This window comes from Salipiger sp. D13, from assembly GCF_003703915.1.
GTDB classification, from domain to species: domain Bacteria; phylum Pseudomonadota; class Alphaproteobacteria; order Rhodobacterales; family Rhodobacteraceae; genus Salipiger; species Salipiger profundus.
This window is the reverse complement of the sequence record NZ_ML112594.1, coordinates 1-16923: the sequence shown is the minus strand read 5'-3', so window position 1 is coordinate 16923 and position 16923 is coordinate 1. Positions and strand designations below refer to the sequence as shown.

15 protein-coding genes are annotated in these 16923 nt (G+C 68.8%); 5 read left to right on the top strand and 10 right to left on the bottom strand.

From position 1 onward, the window contains the following. Nucleotides 1-62 precede the first annotated feature (62 nt). The 6 genes from pdxA to D6860_RS09755 form a co-directional block, all read right to left on the bottom strand. Nucleotides 63-1055 (bottom strand): 4-hydroxythreonine-4-phosphate dehydrogenase PdxA, encoded by a 993-nt coding sequence (gene pdxA, locus D6860_RS09780; protein WP_076624373.1) that lies wholly within the window; start codon nucleotides 1053-1055, stop codon nucleotides 63-65. A gap of 32 nt (nucleotides 1056-1087) precedes the next feature. Next, nucleotides 1088-2068 (bottom strand): phosphoglycerate dehydrogenase, encoded by a 981-nt coding sequence (locus D6860_RS09775; RefSeq protein ID WP_076624374.1) that lies wholly within the window; start codon nucleotides 2066-2068, stop codon nucleotides 1088-1090. Further along, nucleotides 2068-2955 (bottom strand): dihydrodipicolinate synthase family protein, encoded by an 888-nt coding sequence (locus D6860_RS09770; protein ID WP_076624375.1) that lies wholly within the window; start codon nucleotides 2953-2955, stop codon nucleotides 2068-2070. The genes D6860_RS09775 and D6860_RS09770 overlap by 1 nt, the downstream gene beginning before the upstream one ends. 13 nt (nucleotides 2956-2968) lie before the next feature. Further along, nucleotides 2969-4453: a tripartite tricarboxylate transporter permease gene (locus D6860_RS09765; RefSeq protein WP_076624376.1), complete on the bottom strand. Its 1485-nt coding sequence runs from the start codon at nucleotides 4451-4453 to the stop codon at nucleotides 2969-2971. Nucleotides 4454-4565: 112 nt separating this feature from the next. Then, the gene (locus D6860_RS09760; protein ID WP_017467338.1) at nucleotides 4566-5522 is read right to left on the bottom strand and encodes a Bug family tripartite tricarboxylate transporter substrate binding protein; all 957 of its coding nucleotides are present in this window, start codon (nucleotides 5520-5522) and stop codon (nucleotides 4566-4568) included. Nucleotides 5523-5559: 37 nt separating this feature from the next. Then, entirely contained in the window at nucleotides 5560-6015 is a 456-nt protein-coding gene (locus tag D6860_RS09755; protein ID WP_017467339.1) for a tripartite tricarboxylate transporter TctB family protein, read from the bottom strand. 381 nt (nucleotides 6016-6396) lie between these two features. On the opposite strand from D6860_RS09755, the gene D6860_RS09750 reads away from it, so the two are divergent. The 3 genes from D6860_RS09750 to D6860_RS09740 are packed head-to-tail and all read left to right on the top strand — an operon-like array spanning nucleotide 6397 to nucleotide 9347. Beyond that, nucleotides 6397-7515, top strand: a complete 1119-nt coding sequence (locus D6860_RS09750; RefSeq protein ID WP_076624377.1) for an iron-containing alcohol dehydrogenase — start codon at nucleotides 6397-6399, stop codon at nucleotides 7513-7515. 57 nt (nucleotides 7516-7572) lie between these two features. Next, nucleotides 7573-8595: a four-carbon acid sugar kinase family protein gene (locus D6860_RS09745; RefSeq protein WP_076624378.1), complete on the top strand. Its 1023-nt coding sequence runs from the start codon at nucleotides 7573-7575 to the stop codon at nucleotides 8593-8595. 29 nt (nucleotides 8596-8624) lie between these two features. After that, nucleotides 8625-9347 carry a FadR/GntR family transcriptional regulator gene (locus tag D6860_RS09740; RefSeq protein ID WP_076624379.1) on the top strand — a complete coding sequence of 241 codons (723 nt, stop codon included), beginning with the start codon at nucleotides 8625-8627 and terminating at the stop codon, nucleotides 9345-9347. Nucleotides 9348-9366: 19 nt separating this feature from the next. Here D6860_RS09740 and nadC read toward each other — a convergent pair whose 3' ends face one another. From nadC to nadA, 3 genes are read right to left on the bottom strand one after another with little or no spacing between them, the layout of a single operon-like run. Further along, nucleotides 9367-10215 (bottom strand): carboxylating nicotinate-nucleotide diphosphorylase, encoded by an 849-nt coding sequence (gene nadC / locus D6860_RS09735; protein WP_076624380.1) that lies wholly within the window; start codon nucleotides 10213-10215, stop codon nucleotides 9367-9369. Then, the gene (locus D6860_RS09730) at nucleotides 10215-11777 is read right to left on the bottom strand and encodes an L-aspartate oxidase (RefSeq protein WP_076624381.1); all 1563 of its coding nucleotides are present in this window, start codon (nucleotides 11775-11777) and stop codon (nucleotides 10215-10217) included. The genes nadC and D6860_RS09730 overlap by 1 nt, the downstream gene beginning before the upstream one ends. Before the next feature lie 3 nt (nucleotides 11778-11780). Further along, nucleotides 11781-12830, bottom strand: a complete 1050-nt coding sequence (gene nadA / locus D6860_RS09725; protein ID WP_076624382.1) for a quinolinate synthase NadA — start codon at nucleotides 12828-12830, stop codon at nucleotides 11781-11783. Nucleotides 12831-13171: 341 nt separating this feature from the next. On the opposite strand from nadA, the gene D6860_RS09720 reads away from it, so the two are divergent. Both D6860_RS09720 and ftsH read left to right on the top strand, forming a co-directional pair. Beyond that, nucleotides 13172-14005, top strand: coding sequence for a formate/nitrite transporter family protein (locus D6860_RS09720; RefSeq protein ID WP_076624383.1), 834 nt, complete (start codon nucleotides 13172-13174; stop codon nucleotides 14003-14005). A 190-nt stretch (nucleotides 14006-14195) separates the two neighbouring features. Further along, complete coding sequence (ftsH, locus tag D6860_RS09715) at nucleotides 14196-16064, top strand: ATP-dependent zinc metalloprotease FtsH (RefSeq protein ID WP_076624384.1); 1869 nt, start codon at nucleotides 14196-14198, stop codon at nucleotides 16062-16064. 10 nt (nucleotides 16065-16074) lie between these two features. Here the strand turns inward: ftsH and mmsB are convergent. Continuing rightward, nucleotides 16075-16923: 3-hydroxyisobutyrate dehydrogenase (gene mmsB, locus D6860_RS09710; RefSeq protein ID WP_128549237.1), on the bottom strand; the 849-nt coding region annotated here is incomplete at its 5' end.

Below are 16923 nucleotides of genomic sequence, written 5' to 3'. Positions count from 1 at the left end.
CCGGGGCGTGGTCATTTCCAGGGGGGAGTCGCCGAACGACGGCCCTCCGGTGGGTGGGACCCTCAGGCCATCTGCGCGCGCTTTGCGGCCGAGAGCTTCCCCGCGTAGTCCAGCGCGGCCAGCATGTTGACGTGGTTCGCCTTGCCGGTGCCCGCGATGTCGAAGGCGGTGCCGTGATCGACCGAGCAACGGTCGATCGGCAGGCCCAGCGAGACGTTCACCGCCGTGTCGAAGGCGATGAGCTTGATCGGGATGTGGCCCTGGTCATGATACTGCGCGATGACGAGGTCGAAGGCGCCGGTGTTGGCGCGGTGATAGACCGTGTCCGCCGAGATCGGGCCCTGCACGTCGATGCCCTCTTTCTGCGCCATCGCGACGCCCGGTGCGATCTGCGTGTCGTCCTCGCGGCCGAACAGCCCGTCCTCGCCGCAGTGCGGGTTGATCCCGGCGACGGCGATGCGCGGCGCGGCGATGCCCATGCGGCGCAGGTGATTGTGGCCGGTGCGGATCGTCTCGAGCACGCGCTCGGGCGTTGCCCGGTCGATGGCGTCCTTGAGCGACACGTGTGTCGAGACGTGCAACACGTTGAGCGTCGGCGAGGCCAGCAGCATCCACGACGACTTGCAGCCGGTGAGATGCGCGAGCATCCCGGTGTGACCGTCGTAGTGGTGGCCGGCTGAGTTCAGAGCCGCCTTGTTGATCGGCGCCGTCACGATGCACGAGGCATCCCCCGCGCTCGTCAGATCGACGGCTTTCTTGATGTAGCGGAAGCAGGCCTCGCCACAGGCTTCTGACAGCACGCCGAACTTGCCCGGCAGGCCGTCCACCGGCACGTGGATCATCTGCAGCGCCGAGGCATCGCCGCCCGGGCCCTGCGGCCTGAGCCCGAGTTCGAGACCCGCGGCCCGCACGGCGCGCTCCATCGTGTCGCTGTCGCCGATCACGGCGTAGCGGGCGCGCTCTTCGGGGCTGAGGCCGGCCATGGCCTTGGCGGTCACCTCGGCGCCGACGCCGGACGGGTCGCCCATGGTGATGACAATCGGTTGCTCTGACATCTTGGTCTCTCCGGAAGGTCTGGCGGCATCCCTCAGCGGGACGCCAGCTCTTTTGCGTTCAGCATGCGGGGCGGCGTCTCGCCCGCGAGCACGGCATCGAGGCTTTCGATCACCATCAGGCCGACGTTCTCGAGCGCCTCCTTGGTATCCGCCCCGGAATGCGGCGTGAAGACCGCGCGGGGATGCGAGAAGATCGGGTGCGTCGTGTCCGGCGGCTCGCTCACGTAGGCGTCGATGGCAACGCCGCCAAGCCGGTCCGCGTCGAGCGCCGCGACGACCGCATCGAGATCCACCACCTCGCCACGGGCAAGGTTGATGAGCTTTGCGTCGGGCTTCATCAGCGCGAGCGTGTCCTCGTTGATGAGTGCGGCATTGTCGGCCCCGCCGAAGACATGGAGCGAGACGTAGTCCGACTGCCCGAGAAGCTCTTCGAGCGACAGGAAGGTCACGCCGTGCTCGGCCGCGAAGGCCTCGTCGGGATACATGTCGGTCGCGACGACCTGCATGCCCAGCCCCCGGGCGAGCTTTGCCAGCCGCTTGCCGATGTTGCCGAGACCCACGATGCCCAGCGTCTTGCCGCCGAGCTGCGTGCCGATGCGCCGGTCCCAGCCACCGCCGGTGACCGAGACATGCCCCTGCGGGATCCAGCGCGCCATCGAGAACATCAGCCCCACGGCGAGTTCGGCCACCGCGTCGGCGTTGGCCGCGGGCGTGTTGCAGACCGGCAGGCCGGCCGCCGTGCAGGCGGGAATGTCGATGTTGTCGACGCCCACACCGTGCTTGATGACCGCTTTCAGCTTGCCACCCTGCTCAAGCGTCTCGGGGGTCACCGGCACAAGGCCCACGACCAGCGCGTCGGCGCGGCCGATGTGCTCGGAGACACCACCGTCGGGCTTCGAGGTATCGGTGCAGGTGATGAACTCCCACCCCCGCTCGGCGATGAGCTCGGGCACCCGGCCGTGCTTTCCGAAGCCCGGCGAGGTGCTGACGATCACGGGTTTGCCGTCCGCCATCAGAGAAGCTCGTATTTCTTGAGGATCGCCTCGATCTGCTTGTCCTGCTCGGGATCGGGCAGCAGGGCGGGCTGGCGCGAGGCGCCGACCGAGTTGTCCATCACCCACAGCGCGCGCTTCACCAGCGCCGGCGGGTAGCCGAGTTTATACAGGTCGGTGCGGAACGCGCCGTAGGTCTCCTGCGCCTTGGCCGCGCCCTCTTCGTCGCCCGCGTTGAAGCAGGACACGATCTTCGCCAGCACCTCGGGCATCACGTTGCCAAGCCCCGAGATCGCGCCCTTGGCGCCGTTTTGGAAGGCCCAGTGTACGAGATGATCGGGGCCGGAATAGACGTCGAAGCCGTCCTCGTCGCGGCCCACGGCCATGTACTGCTCGAGCGTCTCCTGTGCGCCGCCGGAATCCTTGATGCCGGCGATGTTGGGATGCTGCGCCAGCTTGCGCGCGGTCTCGGGCTCGATGTGGTTCTGGGTGCGGGCCGGGATGTCGTAGAGGTAGACCGGCGTCTTCACCGCGTCCGCGACGGTAGTGAAGTGGCGCACCAGCCCGTCCTGCGTGCAGGCGATGAAGAACGGCGTGATGACGGCGATGCCGTCGACGCCGATGCGGTCGAACTCACGCGCCAGCGCCACGGTCTCGAAGGTCGCGGGCATCCCGGCGTTGACGATGACCTTGGCGCGGCCGTCCACCTCGGCAACCACCTCCTCGGTGAGCCGGACCTTCTCGTCGAAGGTCAGCGCCGAGAAATCGCCGTTGGTGCCGGCGCACATGATGTTGTTTCCGGCGGCCACCTGCCGGCGCACCTGCGCGCGGGTGGCGTCGAAGTTGATGGTCTCGTCGTCGTTGAAACAGGTGACGAGGGCGACAAAGGCCTCTTTCTGCGAGCTCATGAGGACTCCTGGGTCAAGTGTTCTGCGCGGCACGTCTGCGGACGATCGCGCGGGAGAGGAACGGCCAGCCGGCAGAGAGCACGGTCAGCGCGAGGAAGAGAAGCGTGATCGGCGTCGAGACGAAGGCGAGCACGTTGTCGTCGTTCTGCAAGAGGCCGCGGCGCAGGTTCGATTCCAGCAGCGGCCCGAGGATCAGCGCGATGCAGAGCGCCGCCTGGCTGAAGCCGAATTTCTGCATCCCCCAGCCCAGCACGCCGAAGCCCACCATGGTGTAGAGCTCGACCGGGTTCAGGTTGATCGAGAACGAGCCGATGAAGCAGAAGACGACGATCGACATGGCCAGCAGCCGGCGCGGGATCTGCAGGATGCGGCTGAACAGCGGGATCAGCGCCATGCCGAAGATGAACATGAAGATCGTGGCGATGAAGGTGCCGCCGAACATGCCGACGACGACGTCGGGGTTGGTCTGGAACAGCATCGGCCCCGGCGCGAGCCCCTGGATCAGCAGGCCACCCATGAGCACCGCCGTGACCACGTCGCCGGGGATGCCGAGGGCCAGCAGCGGGATCAGGGCCGAGGCGCAGACGGCGTTGTTGGCCGACTCGGTGGCCGCGATGCCGGGCGCGTAGCCGGTGCCGAACTTCTCCGGCGTCTTCGAGGACCGGCGCGTCTCGTTGTAGGAGATCCAGGACGCGGTGCCCGAGCCGGTGCCCGGAACGATGCCGATCAGCGTGCCGATGATAGAGCCGCGGATCAGCGCGCCACGGCTCTCCTTCATCTCGTTGCGCGACGGCCAGCGGCCCGAGGTGCTCTTGATCGGCTCCTCGTTGGCGGCGATGCGCTCCATCTGGGTAAAGACCTCGGAGAGCGCGAAGAGGCCGATCAGCGCGGGGGTGAAGGCGAAGCCCGAGGCAAAGCCCTGCACGCCGAAGGTATAGCGCAGCACGCCCGAGATCGGGTCGGCCCCTACCGTCGAGATGAGAATACCCAGCAGCCCCGAGATCGCCCCCTTGAGCAGGTCGCCCGAGAGCGAGGCGATGATGGTCAGCCCGAAGAGCGCCAGCGCGAAATATTCGGCGGCGCCGAACTCGAGCGCGATGCCCGCGAGCTGCGGTGCAAGCGTGGCAAGCACGATGGCGGCGATCAGGCCGCCGACGGTCGAGGCGATCGTCGCCATCCCCAGCGCTTTGCCGGCCTCGCCCTTCTGCGCCATCGGGTAGCCGTCGAGCACGGTCGCGGCGGACGCGGGGGTGCCGGGTGTGCGCAGCAGGATCGACGAGACACAGCCGCCGTAGATGCCGCCGATATAGATGCCGATCAGCATGTTGAGCCCCATCACCGGGGCCATGCCGAAGGTCAGCGGGATCAGCAGCGCGACGCCCATCGTGGCCGTCAGCCCCGGCAGCGCGCCGATGACCAGTCCGCCGAAGGTGCCCGCGGCGATGGTCATCAGGATCTTCGGCTCGAAGAGTGGTGTGAGAAAGGCGATGGAGTCCATGATACCCCTGAGGCTCTGACGATGGCCGCGCGGCGCGGCCGTAAGCGGGTATGACCGGGGCACCTTCGTGCCCCGGCCGGTGTCGGTCAGGCGCCGGCAGGCGCCCGCCCGATCAGTCGTTCATGCCGAGCATGCCGAGCTTCTCGAGCACCGCCTCGGTGGTTTCCATGTCGCGGCGTGCGCGGGCCTCGAACTCTTCACCGCTCTCGTAGGTGACGAACTCGCCCATGTCGGTCAGGGTCTCGCGGAACTGCTCGTCGTTGGCCACCTGTTCGACCGCGTCGCGCAGCCACGCGAGCGTCTCCTCGTCCATGCCCTTGGGACCGATCAGGCCCTTCCAGGACGACCAGGTGAAATCGACGCCCTTCTCGACCGCCGTCGGCGTGTCGGGGAACAGGTCGATGCGCTCGTCCTCCATGACGAAGAGCGGCGTCATCTGGCCCGCGTCCGATGCCGATTTTGCCTCGGCCGGCGAAGCGACCATCGCGTCGATGTGACCGCCGATGCAGGCGGTGCGTGCCTCGGAGGAACCGTTGAACGGCACCGACTCGATCGAGATGCCCGCCGCGTCGGCAAAGGCCTCGGCCGAGATCTGGTTCGCGCCGCCGGCACCCGAGTTGCCGACCTGCGGCGCGTTCTCTCCGGCATAGTCGATGAAGCTGTCATAGTCCTCGAACGGCGCGTCGGCGCAGCCCACCATGACCTGAAGTGAACGGGCGTAGAGGCCGATAAACTCGACGTCGTCGAGCGTGTAACCGGCGCCGCCGATCAGCGGCTTGATGACCAGCGGGCCCTGCGCACCGGCGCCCAGCGTGTAGCCGTCGGGGCGGGCGTTGATCGTCGCCGAGGAGCCGATCGCGCCGCCGCCACCGGGCTGGTTTCGCACCACCATGGTGCCGTCGAACAGGCGCTCGAACGTGTCGGCGACCACGCGCATCGACAGGTCGGTCGAGCCGCCTGCGGAATAGGGCACCACCACCTGCACGGGGCGCTGCGGGTAGTCCTGCGCAAGCGCCGCGCCGGCCGTGATGGCCGCCACTGCGGCACCGATGAAAGTCGTCTTGAGCATGAAGTGTCCTCCCTTCAATTGGATTGCTCTTGGGGTGTTACGGAAGCCAGACGGAGAGCAGCTCCGTGAAGCCGAAATAGATGCCGAAGGTCATCGCGACCGGGAACAGGACCACCAAAAGCCAGTTGCGCTCTCCCAGAAGGATGAGCCCGATGACGAAGACCGCGAGGGTCGACGGCAGGTAGCCGACCGGCATGAAGGCGACCGCGTAGGCGATCATCAGCACGGTGAACCCCGCCATCGCGGCAAGCACCCGCTTGCCGGGCATGGTGATGTCGGTTTCGGGGTCGTGGTCGGCGCGCAGCGCCCGGACGATCAGCAGCACCGACAGCACCGCGATCAGCAGGATGACGAGCCAGGGCACGAAGCTCGGGCCGGCCGCGCTAGAGCTGAAGCCCTGCTTGATGTAGGTGGCACGCCACCCGGCAAAGCCGCAGAGCGCCAGAAGGCCACAGCCAACCCAGAGATCCGCTTTCGCCTCGCGTAAGATCATGTGCAGCTCCTCCCGTCGGGGCGCGGGGTCCGTTCGCGCCAAATCTAGGGCCGGACCATGCACCGAAGATGACAACCTGTCAATTATCACGGCGAAATTTCCTGCTCCTTGGCACAAATCCGGACAGATGTAACGGTTCGAACTTGCGTGAGAGGCGCAGAGCATAAGGATAAAACCCTTATATATATGGCGTATTCCCGCCATCTCGGGCGACCTCAACCACTGGACTTATACGGCAAAGCTCTCGCAACAACTCCGGAACCAATTGACAAGTTGTAAAATATGCCGCACCTCTCAGCCTGTAATTCAGCCCGGGAACCGACGTTTGGCCCGCTCTTTCGACGCAGGGCCGCGCCGATTCCGCTCAGAGGAGGATCCTTGATGCACAACCTGACGACCCCCATCGAGCTGCGCCGGCCCGCGCTCGTTCACTACGGCAGCGGCACGCTCTCGAAACTGGCCGACTGGGTCGCCGAAGGCGGCTACAAGGCGCCCTTCGTGGTGGCCGACCCGATCAACGCCGCACGGCTCGACGCGCTCGGCCTGGGCACCGTCGCCTGCTTCGGGGACGTGGTGCCGGAACCCGGCAGCGACAACCTCGACAAGGCCGTCGCCGCCGCAACGGGCGCGGACCTGGTCATCGGCTTCGGTGGCGGCTCGGCGATGGATCTCGCGAAGCTCGTGGCGGTGATGGTCGGACAGGACGTCGACCTTGGCGACATCAGCGGCCCGAATCGCGCACCTGCCCGCAAGGTCGGCCTCGTGCAGATCCCGACGACCGCCGGCACCGGCTCCGAGGTCGGCACCCGCGCGCTGGTCACCGACCCCGCGACCAACAGCAAGATCGCGACGGAAAGCCCGCACATGCTGGCCGACATCGCGATCATCGACCCCGACCTGACGATGACCGTGCCCGCCCATGTGACCGCCGCCACCGGTGTCGATGCGATGGCGCACTGCGTCGAGGCCTACACCTCGAAGCGCGCACACCCGCTGATCGACGGCTACGCGCTGCAGGGCATCGAGCTGGTCGGCCGCTACCTGAAGCGCGCCGTCGACAACGGTGACGATGCCGAGGCCCGCGCCGGCCTGTCGCTCGCCGCTTTCTATGGCGGCGTTTGCCTCGGACCGGTGAACACCACCGCGGGCCACGCGCTGAGCTACCCGCTCGGCACCCGCTACAAGCTGCCGCACGGCATTGCCAACGCACTGATCTTTCCGCACGTACTGGCGGCCAACGCCGCCGTCCGCCCCGAGAAGACGGCCGCGGTGGCCGAAGCACTCGGCTTCGAGGCCGGCGACGAGGCCACGGTGCGCGAAGGCGCGACCGCCTTCTGCGCGGCGCTCGGGCTCGACATGCGCCTGCGCGCCCATGGCGTGACCGAGGACAGCCTGCGTGCGATGGCCGAAGAGGCGCACGGCATCCGGCGCCTGCTGGACTGGAACCCGCGTGACCTTACGGTGGACGAGATCGAAACGATCTACCGCAACGCCTACTGACACCGCGCGCGCCCCGTCCACGATCGGAGCGGGGCGCCGCCGCAACGGACGGACGAGATGCGCGACAGGGTTTTCATCGTTGCCGACGACCTGACCGGGGCTCTCGACAGCGCCGCCACCTTTGCCATGCGCGGAGCCAGCGTCCGCGTGGCCTGCCGCCCCGACGACCTGCCAGCGGCGCTTGGCTCCGATGCCGGGGTGGTGGCGGTCGCGACCGGAACCCGCGACGGCTCCGAGGCCCACGCGCGCTCGGTCGCGACGCGGGTCGCGGCGATGCTCGCAGACCATTCCGGCATTCTTTTCAAGAAGATAGACAGCCGTCTCAAGGGGCATATCGCGACCGAACTCGAGGCGCTTACGAGCGCCGGCACCACCCTTCTGGTCAATCCGGCGATCCCGCGGCTTGGCCGCATCTGCGTCGGCGGGGCAGTAACCGGCGCCGGGGTCGAAACCCCGATCCCCGTGGCCCCTCGCGTCGGACAGCCGGTCACGCTTCCCGACACGCACACGGCCGAAGACCTTGCCCGCCAGCTTCCCGAGCGGCTCGACGGCGTGGTCTCCGTCGGCGCGGCGGGCCTCGCCGAGGCGCTGGCCGACCGGCTCTGGCCCGAGGCGCTGCCCCACCAGCTGCCGCGCCCCGAACGGCCTGCCCTGCTCGCCATCGGGTCCCGCGATCCGGTCACGGCCGCACAGATTGCGACCCTGCAGGGCGTGCCGGTAACGGATGCGCCCAACGGCATCGCGCCCGATTTGACGAACCACCCCCTGCAGCTTATCCGCATGTCTCCGGGCGCCGAGGAGATCCCCGGCGCAGAGGCCGGCGCGCAGTTCGCCGACACGCTCGCCCGGGCCCACGCGCAGCTGAAGCCCCGCACGCTCTTTGCCTGCGGCGGCGAAAGCGCGGCGGCGTTGCTGGCGCGGCTCGGCATCGGGCAGCTCGACCTTCTGGGCGAAATCCTTCCCGGCGTGCCCATTGCGCGCACGACGGGTGCCGAAAAGCTCACCCTCATCACCAAGTCCGGCGGGTTCGGGCCTCCCGACACGCTTGTGAAACTTGTAAATTTTCTGGCAAACGACTAATCAGGTGCGCGGTGCAACGCGGGGCTCACATGACGACAGGCAAGACGAAATCCCGGATGCCCCTTGCGGACAAGGTGTATCACTCGCTGCACGCCCGGATCGTCAACGGCGACTATCCCGCCAACGAGAAGCTTCCGCCCGAGATCCAGCTTGCCGAAGAATTCGGCGTCTCCCGCCCGGTCCTGCGCAACGCGCTCGAACGGCTGCGCGAAGAGGGGATCGTCCATTCGCGTCAGGGCGCCGGCAGCTTCGTGCGGCCATTGCGGCAAAACGTGCCGCTGGGCTTCGCCAAGGTCGAGACGCTCGCCGACATCCAGCGGTGCTACGAATTCCGCATCAACCTCGAGACCGAGGCGGCCGCGCTCGCGGCGCTGCGCCACAACGACGAGGCCCTGACCGAGATCGGCCGCGCGCTCGAACTGCTACGGGCCGCCACCGGGTCGCTGCAGCACCGCGAAGACGCCGACTTCATGTTTCACGGCGCCATCGCCAAGGCCTCGAACAACCAGTATTTCGAGGCGACCTTCCGCGCCCTGCGTGACCATGTGAACGTTGGCATGAAGCTGCACGGCGAGTCGCTGATGAACGACGGCGCCAAGGGTCTCGAGGACGTGCTGGCCGAGCACGCCCGCATCTACGACGGCATCCGTGCGCGCGATCCGCAGGTGGCCCGCGACGAGATGCGGCTGCATCTCGAACACTCGCGCGACCGGTTGTTCGGTGGCGGCCTGCTCGACCTCTCGATGCGCTGAGCCGCCGGCCCCTCGCCGTTCAGATATCCAGCCCGAGATCCAGCGTGCGCACCGAATGCGTCAGCGCCCCCGCCGAGATGTAATCGACACCGGTCGCGGCGACCTCGGCGATGCGCTCGAGCCGCATGTTGCCCGACGCCTCGAGACAGAGCCGCCCCTCGGTCATCGCCACCGCCTCGCGCAGGGTCGGCGTGTCCATGTTGTCGAGCAGGACGACATCGGCGCCGCCCTCGTCGAGCACCTCGGCAAGCTGGTCGAGCGTGTCGACCTCGATCTCGACCCGCACCATGTGAGAAGCCTGTGCCTTGATCGCGCGCAGCACCGGGCGCACGCCGCCCGCCGCCGCGATGTGATTGTCCTTCACCAGGATCGCGTCCGAAAGCGAGAAGCGATGGTTGAAGCCGCCGCCATGCAGCACCGCCTGTTTCTCGACGATGCGCAGGCCAGGCGTGGTCTTGCGGGTGCAGGTGATGCGGGTCCTGGTGCCCGAGGTCTCCGCCACGAAGGCGGCGGTCATCGTGGCGATGCCCGCGAGCCGCCCGGCGAAGTTCAGCGCCACGCGCTCGGCCGAAAGGATCGAGGCGGCCTCGCCCCGGATCTCCATGAGCACATCGCCCGGCGCGATCCGGCTGCCGTCGGCCTTGCGGACATCGAGCTCCAGTTCCGGATCCACGGCGTGGAAGGCAAGCCGCGCGATCTGCATGCCCGAGACGATCCCGGGCTCGCGCGCCCGTATCTGCGCGGTCTGTCGCGTGCCGGCGGGAATGACGGTCCGGGTGGTCAGGTCGCCGCAGGTGCCGAGATCCTCCATCAGCGCGGCGCGGACCAGCGGCTCGAGGATCATGTCGGGAAGCGGAGGCGTGGTCATCAGGCGGGTTCCTTCCGAAGGCTGCGGCGCAACTGCCTTGCGTCGTCGAGGGTCAGGTGGTTGCGCGCCCCGGGCGCGACGGGATCGGGCGGCGCGTCCGACCGGAAATGGGCGCCGCAGCTTTCGCGGCGCATGAGGGCCGCGGCGCAGATCATGGTCGCCGTGGCGGTCATGTTCTGCAGCGGCAGGTTGTCCGGCTGGGCGGCTTCGACCCCCGCGATCTCGTGCAGCGCACGCGACAGCCCCTCGGCGTCGCGGATCACCCCGGCGCCCGCTGTCATGGCACGACGCAGCCGCATCACCAGCGCGGGGTCGGGGGCGTTGCCCGCGCGCATCTCAGGCAGCGCGACCGGCTCCGCGTCGGGCATCGGGCCCAGCGTCGCGGCGATGTCCGAGGCACAGCGGCGGGCGTAGACCAGCGCCTCGAGCAGCCCGTTCGAGGCCAGCCGGTTCGCCCCGTGCAGCCCGGTCGAGGCGACCTCGCCACAGGCCCAGAGCCCGGCGAGCGAACTGCGGCCCGCCGCATCGGTGGCGATGCCGCCCATGTGGTAATGCGCGGCGGCGGCGACCGGGATCGGCTCTTTCGCCGGGTCGAGCCCGGCGCGCGCGCAGGCGGCGGCCACCGCGGGAAAGGCCTCGTGGATACGCGCGCCGAGCGCCGCGCGGGTGTCGAGCATCGGGCGCAGTCCGGCGGTGCTCTGCGCGTAGACGGCACGGGCGACGATGTCGCGGGGTGCAAGCTCGAGATCCGGATGCAGCCCCTGCATGAACCGTTCGCCCCGGGCGTTGACCAGCACCGCCCCCTCGCCGCGCAGCGCCTCGGTCGCGAGCGGCGCCGGGTCGAGCCCGATGTCCATGGCGGTGGGGTGAAACTGCACGAACTCCATGTCGGCCATCACGACCCCGGCGCGGGCCGCCAGCCCGGCGACCTGGCCGCAGATGCGTGCAGGGTTGGTGGTCAGCGCGAACAGCCCGCCCGAACCACCACCCGCCAGCAGGCAGGCGGGCCCCAGAAGCGCCACCGGGTCGCCGCCCGCCGAAGGCGCGACCTCGACCCCGGTCACGCGCCCCACCTCCGTGCGCAGGCCCGAGGCGACCATCCCCTCGAGCACCTGCACCGACGGTGTGGCCTGCACCCGCGCCACGAGCGCCCGCATGATCTCGGCCCCGGCCCGGTCGCCACGCACCCGGACGACGCGGGCAAAACGGTGCGCCGCCTCGCGCGAGAGCAGCCATCCGCCCGAGGCGTCCCGGTCGAAGGGCGCCCCCAGTCCGGCCAGGGCAAGGATGTGGTCGCGGGCCTCGCGGGTGACGGCACGGGCGACGGCTTCATCGACGAGCCCGGCGCCTGCGCGCAGGGTATCGGCGGCGTGGGCCTCGGGGCTGTCGGGGGCCTGCATCGCCGCGGCGACGCCGCCTTGTGCCCATGCCGAGCTTGCGCCCTCGCCCAGCGGTTCGGGAGACACCAGCAGAACCGGTCGCGGTGCCAGCGCCAGCGCCGCGTAGAGCGCGGCAAGCCCCGCTCCGACGATGACCACCCGGCCGGTGGTGACGCTCTGCAAGGGTCAGCCCGCGCGTTGCGACAGGTCGATCATGCGTTGCACCGCCTGTCGCGCGCCCTCGGCGACAGAGGGGTCGACCTCGACCGCGCCGTCCATCGTGTGCAGCGACCAGAGCACCTTTTCCAGCGTGATCATCTTCATGTAGGGGCACATGTTGCACGGGCCCACGAACTCGATCCCGGGCAGCGCATCCGAGATGTTCGAGGCCATCGAGCACTCGGTCACGAGCATTGCCTTCTGCGGCTGCTCGCGGGTCACGTAGTCGATGATGCCGCTGGTCGAGCCCGAGAAATCGGCCTCGGCCACCACGTCGGGCGGGCACTCGGGGTGGGCGATGATGCGGGTGTCGGGCTGCCACTCGCGGAAGTCGCGCAGCTCTTCGGCGGTGAAACGTTCGTGCACGATGCAGCGGCCGTCGTACCAGACGATCTCTTTATCGGGCACCTGCTTTGCCACGTTCTGCGCAAGATACTTGTCGGGCGTCATGATGACCGTCTCGGCCTCGAGCGCGGCGACGATCTTGGCGGCATTGGACGAGGTGCAGCAGATGTCCGACGCTGCCTTCACCTCGGCCGAGGTGTTCACGTAGGTCACCACCGGCGCGCCCGGATGGCGGCGGCGCATTTCGGCGATGTCCTCGGGGGTGATGCTCTCGGCCAGCGAGCAGCCGGCCTCCATGTCGGGGATCAGCACCGTCTTGGCGGGGTTCAGGATCTTCGAGGTCTCGGCCATGAAGTGCACGCCGCACTGCACGATCACCTCGGCCTCGACCCGCGTCGCCTCGATGGCGAGTTGCAGGCTGTCGCCCACCACGTCGGCGATGCCGTGGTAGATCTGCGGCGTCATGTAGTTGTGCGCGAGGATCACCGCGTTGCGCTCGGCCTTGAGCCGCTCGATCGCCTCGACGTAGGGCGCGTGCACTGCCCAGTCCGCGGGCGAGACCACCCGGCGCATCTGCGCATACCGGTCCGCGAGCCGCTCCGCAGCCTCGGTCGAGGGGGCAAGATCGTAGTGCTGCGCAAGGGTCGCGGCGATGGTGGTCTGGTCGAGCATGGCGGGCTCCTCCTCCCGGTCTTCTGCCTAATCGTTTGCACATAAACGATTATTCTCCGTGCAACCGGAACGGAGGTCATAGACCGGGATTTCCCCGGGGGCAACCCGCTCCGCCGCCCCTGCTCCGCCACGGTTTGAAATCCCGGCACGCGGCGTTTCCAAGCAGTGGCAGTGCGCTATCTGGTATCGGGAAAGGTCGCGCAGGCGGCGCCGTCAGGCGCGACAGGCCACGGCTATACCCCATGCGCGCGCGGCGCGTGGACCACAGGATCGTCCGCGCGGTGCCGCGACTTCGGCGCCGGATGGTTCGTCACAGGACATATCGGAAAGAGCCGACTCAGATGGCAAAGAACAACTCGAAGGACGACATCACCGACTCGAAGGAGCAACAGGACAACATTGCCCGGAACCAGGGTCTCAGCGCCGTTTCGGTCTACGGGATCGTCCACCAGGAGGGCGTGGACGAGCTGAACCGCCCGCTTTCGTCGCTCTGGTGGTCGGGGGTGGCGGCGGGCCTTGGCATCACCGCCTCGGTCACCGCCGAGGGCATCCTGCACGGCGTGTTCGAGGGGCACCCCTACCGCGAGGCGATAGAGAACCTCGGCTACTCGGTGGGCTTCGTGCTGGTGATCCTCGGACGGCTGCAACTGTTCACCGAGAACACGCTGACGGCGATCCTGCCGCTGCTGATCCAGCGCACCCCGCAGATGCTGTGGTGCACCGCGCGGCTCTGGGCGATCATCCTCGTGGCGAACTTCGTGGGCGCGTTCCTCGCCATCGCCTTCGCGATCTGGGGCGGGGTGATCCCCGACCAGCATATCGAGGGGATGCTCGCCATCTCGCGCCACTTCGCCGAGCGCGAACCCTGGGCCGCCTTCGCCCACGGGGTGCCAGCCGGGTTCTACGTGGCGGCAATCGTCTGGATGATGCCCTCGGCCCGTGGCGGCGCGGCGGTTCTGGTGATCGTGATGTTCACCTACCTGATCGCCATGGGCGAGTTCACCCACGTGATCGCCGGCTCTGCCGAGTTGTTCCTGCTGATGCTATCGGGCGGGATCGCGCCGATGCAGGTCGCTTCTCTGCTCGGCGCCACCCTGGTCGGCAACATCCTCGGGGGGACCGGGCTGTTCGCCCTGCTCGCCTACGGACAGGTGGCGCGCGAGATACCGGACTGACCTGAATGCCCTGAGCGCTGTCGAAACCGGTAGCGCCCCGGACTTCGTGCCTTACCGGCGCGGCACCGCGTCGGTCACCCGATGACCTGCCACCGGCGGGCGCTGCGTCCCCCATTCCGGCCCTTGACGTGTATCAACGCGGCTTGGACCTCGTTCCGCGATACTCGCAACGGATCCGGGAGGGGGTATCATGGACGATCGCGAGCCGCGTCGGAACGACAAGCAAAAGGCGCCGGACTGGGGGCCGTGGGTGCCGATCTTCGCGTGGCTGCTCCTCGGCATGACGCTGCTCGCGATCTTCCAGGATGCGCCCGCGCCGCGGTCGACGACCGTTCCCTATAGCGAAATCAAGGAGATGATCCGCGACGGCGAGGTCCGTCAGGCGCTTCTCAAGGAATACGAGATCATCGTCGACAGCACCGCCCCGGACACCGGCGCACCGCAGCGCTTCCGGGCGGTCGCGCCGGCGCAGGGCGATCCCGAGCTGCTGCCGCTGCTTGAACAGCAGGGTGTCGAGGTTTCGGCCGAGGCGCCGCCGCAGCTCATGCTGCTGAGTATCGTCTTCCCGTGGATGCTCATCATCGCCCTCTACTTCTGGCTGCAAAGACGGCACTCCGGGCCCTACGGCGGGCTCGGCGGGGCGCGGACGGGCGGGCTCTTCAGCGGCCGTTTCTCGACCCCGGCGAAGTCCGCCACGCGCACCACCTTCGACGATGTCGCCGGGCAGGACCAGGCCAAGAGGGAGGTCGCCGAGCTGGTGGAGTTCCTGCGCGAGCCGGAGCGCTTCCAGCGCGTCGGCGCCGAGGTGCCGCACGGGGTGCTGCTGATGGGGCCTCCGGGCACCGGCAAGACGCTGCTCGCCAAGGCACTGGCCGGCGAGGCCGACGTGCCCTTCTTCTCGACCTCCGGTTCCGAGTTCATCGAGGTCTTCGTCGGCGTCGGCGCCGGCCGGGTCCGCAAGATGTTCGAGGCCGCGCGCAAGGCCGCGCCGGCGGTGATCTTCATCGACGAGCTCGACAGCATCGGGCGGACACGCGGCACCGGCCTCGGCGGCGGTCACGACGAGCGCGAGCAGACGCTGAACCAGATCCTTGCCGAGCTCGACGGCTTCGGCGGCAAGGAAGCCGTCGTCGTGCTGGCGGCGACCAACCGGCCCGACGTGCTCGACCCGGCGCTGCTCAGGCCGGGGCGGTTCGACCGGCACGTGACGCTCAACCTGCCGGACCGGACGGCGCGGCGCGCCATTCTCGACATCCATGCCGGCGGCCTGCCGATCGACGCACCGGAGGCGCTGGACGAGATCGCCGACGGCACACCGGGCTTCTCGGGCGCCGACCTCAGGAACCTCTTGAACGAGGCCGCCATCAATGCCGCCCGCCGCCGTGCCACCTCGATCACCGGCGCCGACCTGCAGGAGGCGCGCGACAAGGTGATGATGGGCACCGTGCGCACCTTGGCGATCCAGCCCGACGAGAAACACCGCCTTGCAGTGCACGAGGCCGGGCACACCGTGGCCGCCTTCTTCTCGCCCGGGGCCGATCCGCTCTACAAGGTGACGATCATCCCGCGCGGGCGCAGCCTTGGCGGCACGCATATGCTCGAGCGCGAGGAGCATCACACGCTGCCCGAGCGCTACCTGCGCACGCAGCTTGTCATCATGCTGGCCGGACGCGCGGCCGAGCGGCGGTTGCTCGGCTCGGTAAGCTCGGGGGCCGACGACGACATCAAGCGGGCCACCGGGCTCGCGCGCGCCATGGTCGCCCGCTGGGGCATGAGCGACACGATCGGCCCGGTGAACCTGCGCCAGAGCGAGGATCACCCCTTCCTCGGACAGTCCATGGCCCAGCCCCGCGAACACGCGGATGCCACCGCCGCCAAGGTCGATCAGGCGGTCTCGGACCTGCTGCTCCAATCCGAGGCCACCGCCTCGGATCTCATCGGTCAGCACGAAGACGGGATGCGCGCCCTGGTTGCGGCGCTCGAGGACAAGGAGATCCTCGGAATCGACGAGATCGAGGCCTGCCTGCGCCCGAAGGCCCGGACACGCCTCGTCCGCTGATCCCTGCGCGTCAGCCGCGCGACCTGTCGGAGAACCGTGGCAGCATGGCCGAGAAATCGCGCCCCTTGCCGCCCTCGTCCTCGACGAAGCTGCGGTAGAGCTCGAGCGCGCGCTGGCCCATGGGCGTGTCCGCGTCGGCGGTTTCGGCGGCCTGCTGCGAGAGGCCGAGATCCTTGAGCATCAGTTCGGCCGCGAACCCGGGTTTGTAGCCGTTGTCGGCGGGCGAGGTCGGCCCCACGCCGGGCGCCGGGCAGTAGGTGTTCATCGACCACGACGAACCCGACGAGGTCGAGACCACGTCGAACATCGCCTCACGCGACAGGCCCAGCTTGTCGGCCAGCGCGAAGGCCTCGCAGGTGGCGATCATCGTGACGCCGAGGATCATGTTGTTGCAGATCTTCGCCGCCTGGCCGTTGCCGGAGGGGCCGCAGTGCACGGCCTTCTGGCCCATGATGTCGAAGAGCGGTTTCGCCTTGGCAAAGGCCTCTTCCGAGCCACCGACCATGAAGGTGAGCGTGCCGCCGGCCGCTCCGCCGATGCCGCCCGAGACCGGCGCGTCGAGTGCGCCGAGACCTGCCATCGCGGCCTGGTCGGCGACGGCGCGGGCGCTGTCGACATCGACCGTGGAGCAGTCGAGCAGCACCGCGCCGGGCGCCATGGCGGGGATGATCTCGTCGGCGACGCTGCGCAGGATGGCCCCGTTGGGCAGCATGGTGATGACGACCTCTGCGCCTGCCACGGCCCCGGGGCCCGAACCCGCCTGCGCGACGCCCTCGGCGGTGGCGCCGGCGACGTCGAAGCCGGTCACCGCGTGGCCGGCCTTGGCGAGATTGGCCGCCATGGGCGCGCCCATGTTGCC

Bases quoted from the DNA above. Each gene is read 5' to 3' on its own strand.
- D6860_RS09720 (WP_076624383.1), top strand. From the start codon at position 13,172: ATGGCAAAGAACAACTCGAAGGACGACATCACCGACTCGAAGGAGCAA.
- D6860_RS09770 (WP_076624375.1), bottom strand. From the start codon at position 2,955: ATGAGCTCGCAGAAAGAGGCCTTTGTCGCCCTCGTCACCTGTTTCAAC.
- D6860_RS09750 (WP_076624377.1), top strand. From the start codon at position 6,397: ATGCACAACCTGACGACCCCCATCGAGCTGCGCCGGCCCGCGCTCGTT.
- D6860_RS09775 (WP_076624374.1), bottom strand. From the start codon at position 2,068: ATGGCGGACGGCAAACCCGTGATCGTCAGCACCTCGCCGGGCTTCGGA.
- nadC (WP_076624380.1), bottom strand. From the start codon at position 10,215: ATGACCACGCCTCCGCTTCCCGACATGATCCTCGAGCCGCTGGTCCGC.
- D6860_RS09745 (WP_076624378.1), top strand. From the start codon at position 7,573: ATGCGCGACAGGGTTTTCATCGTTGCCGACGACCTGACCGGGGCTCTC.
- nadA (WP_076624382.1), bottom strand. From the start codon at position 12,830: ATGCTCGACCAGACCACCATCGCCGCGACCCTTGCGCAGCACTACGAT.
- ftsH (WP_076624384.1), top strand. From the start codon at position 14,196: ATGGACGATCGCGAGCCGCGTCGGAACGACAAGCAAAAGGCGCCGGAC.
- D6860_RS09760 (WP_017467338.1), bottom strand. From the start codon at position 5,522: ATGCTCAAGACGACTTTCATCGGTGCCGCAGTGGCGGCCATCACGGCC.
- D6860_RS09765 (WP_076624376.1), bottom strand. From the start codon at position 4,453: ATGGACTCCATCGCCTTTCTCACACCACTCTTCGAGCCGAAGATCCTG.
- pdxA (WP_076624373.1), bottom strand. From the start codon at position 1,055: ATGTCAGAGCAACCGATTGTCATCACCATGGGCGACCCGTCCGGCGTC.
- D6860_RS09755 (WP_017467339.1), bottom strand. From the start codon at position 6,015: ATGATCTTACGCGAGGCGAAAGCGGATCTCTGGGTTGGCTGTGGCCTT.
- D6860_RS09740 (WP_076624379.1), top strand. From the start codon at position 8,625: ATGACGACAGGCAAGACGAAATCCCGGATGCCCCTTGCGGACAAGGTG.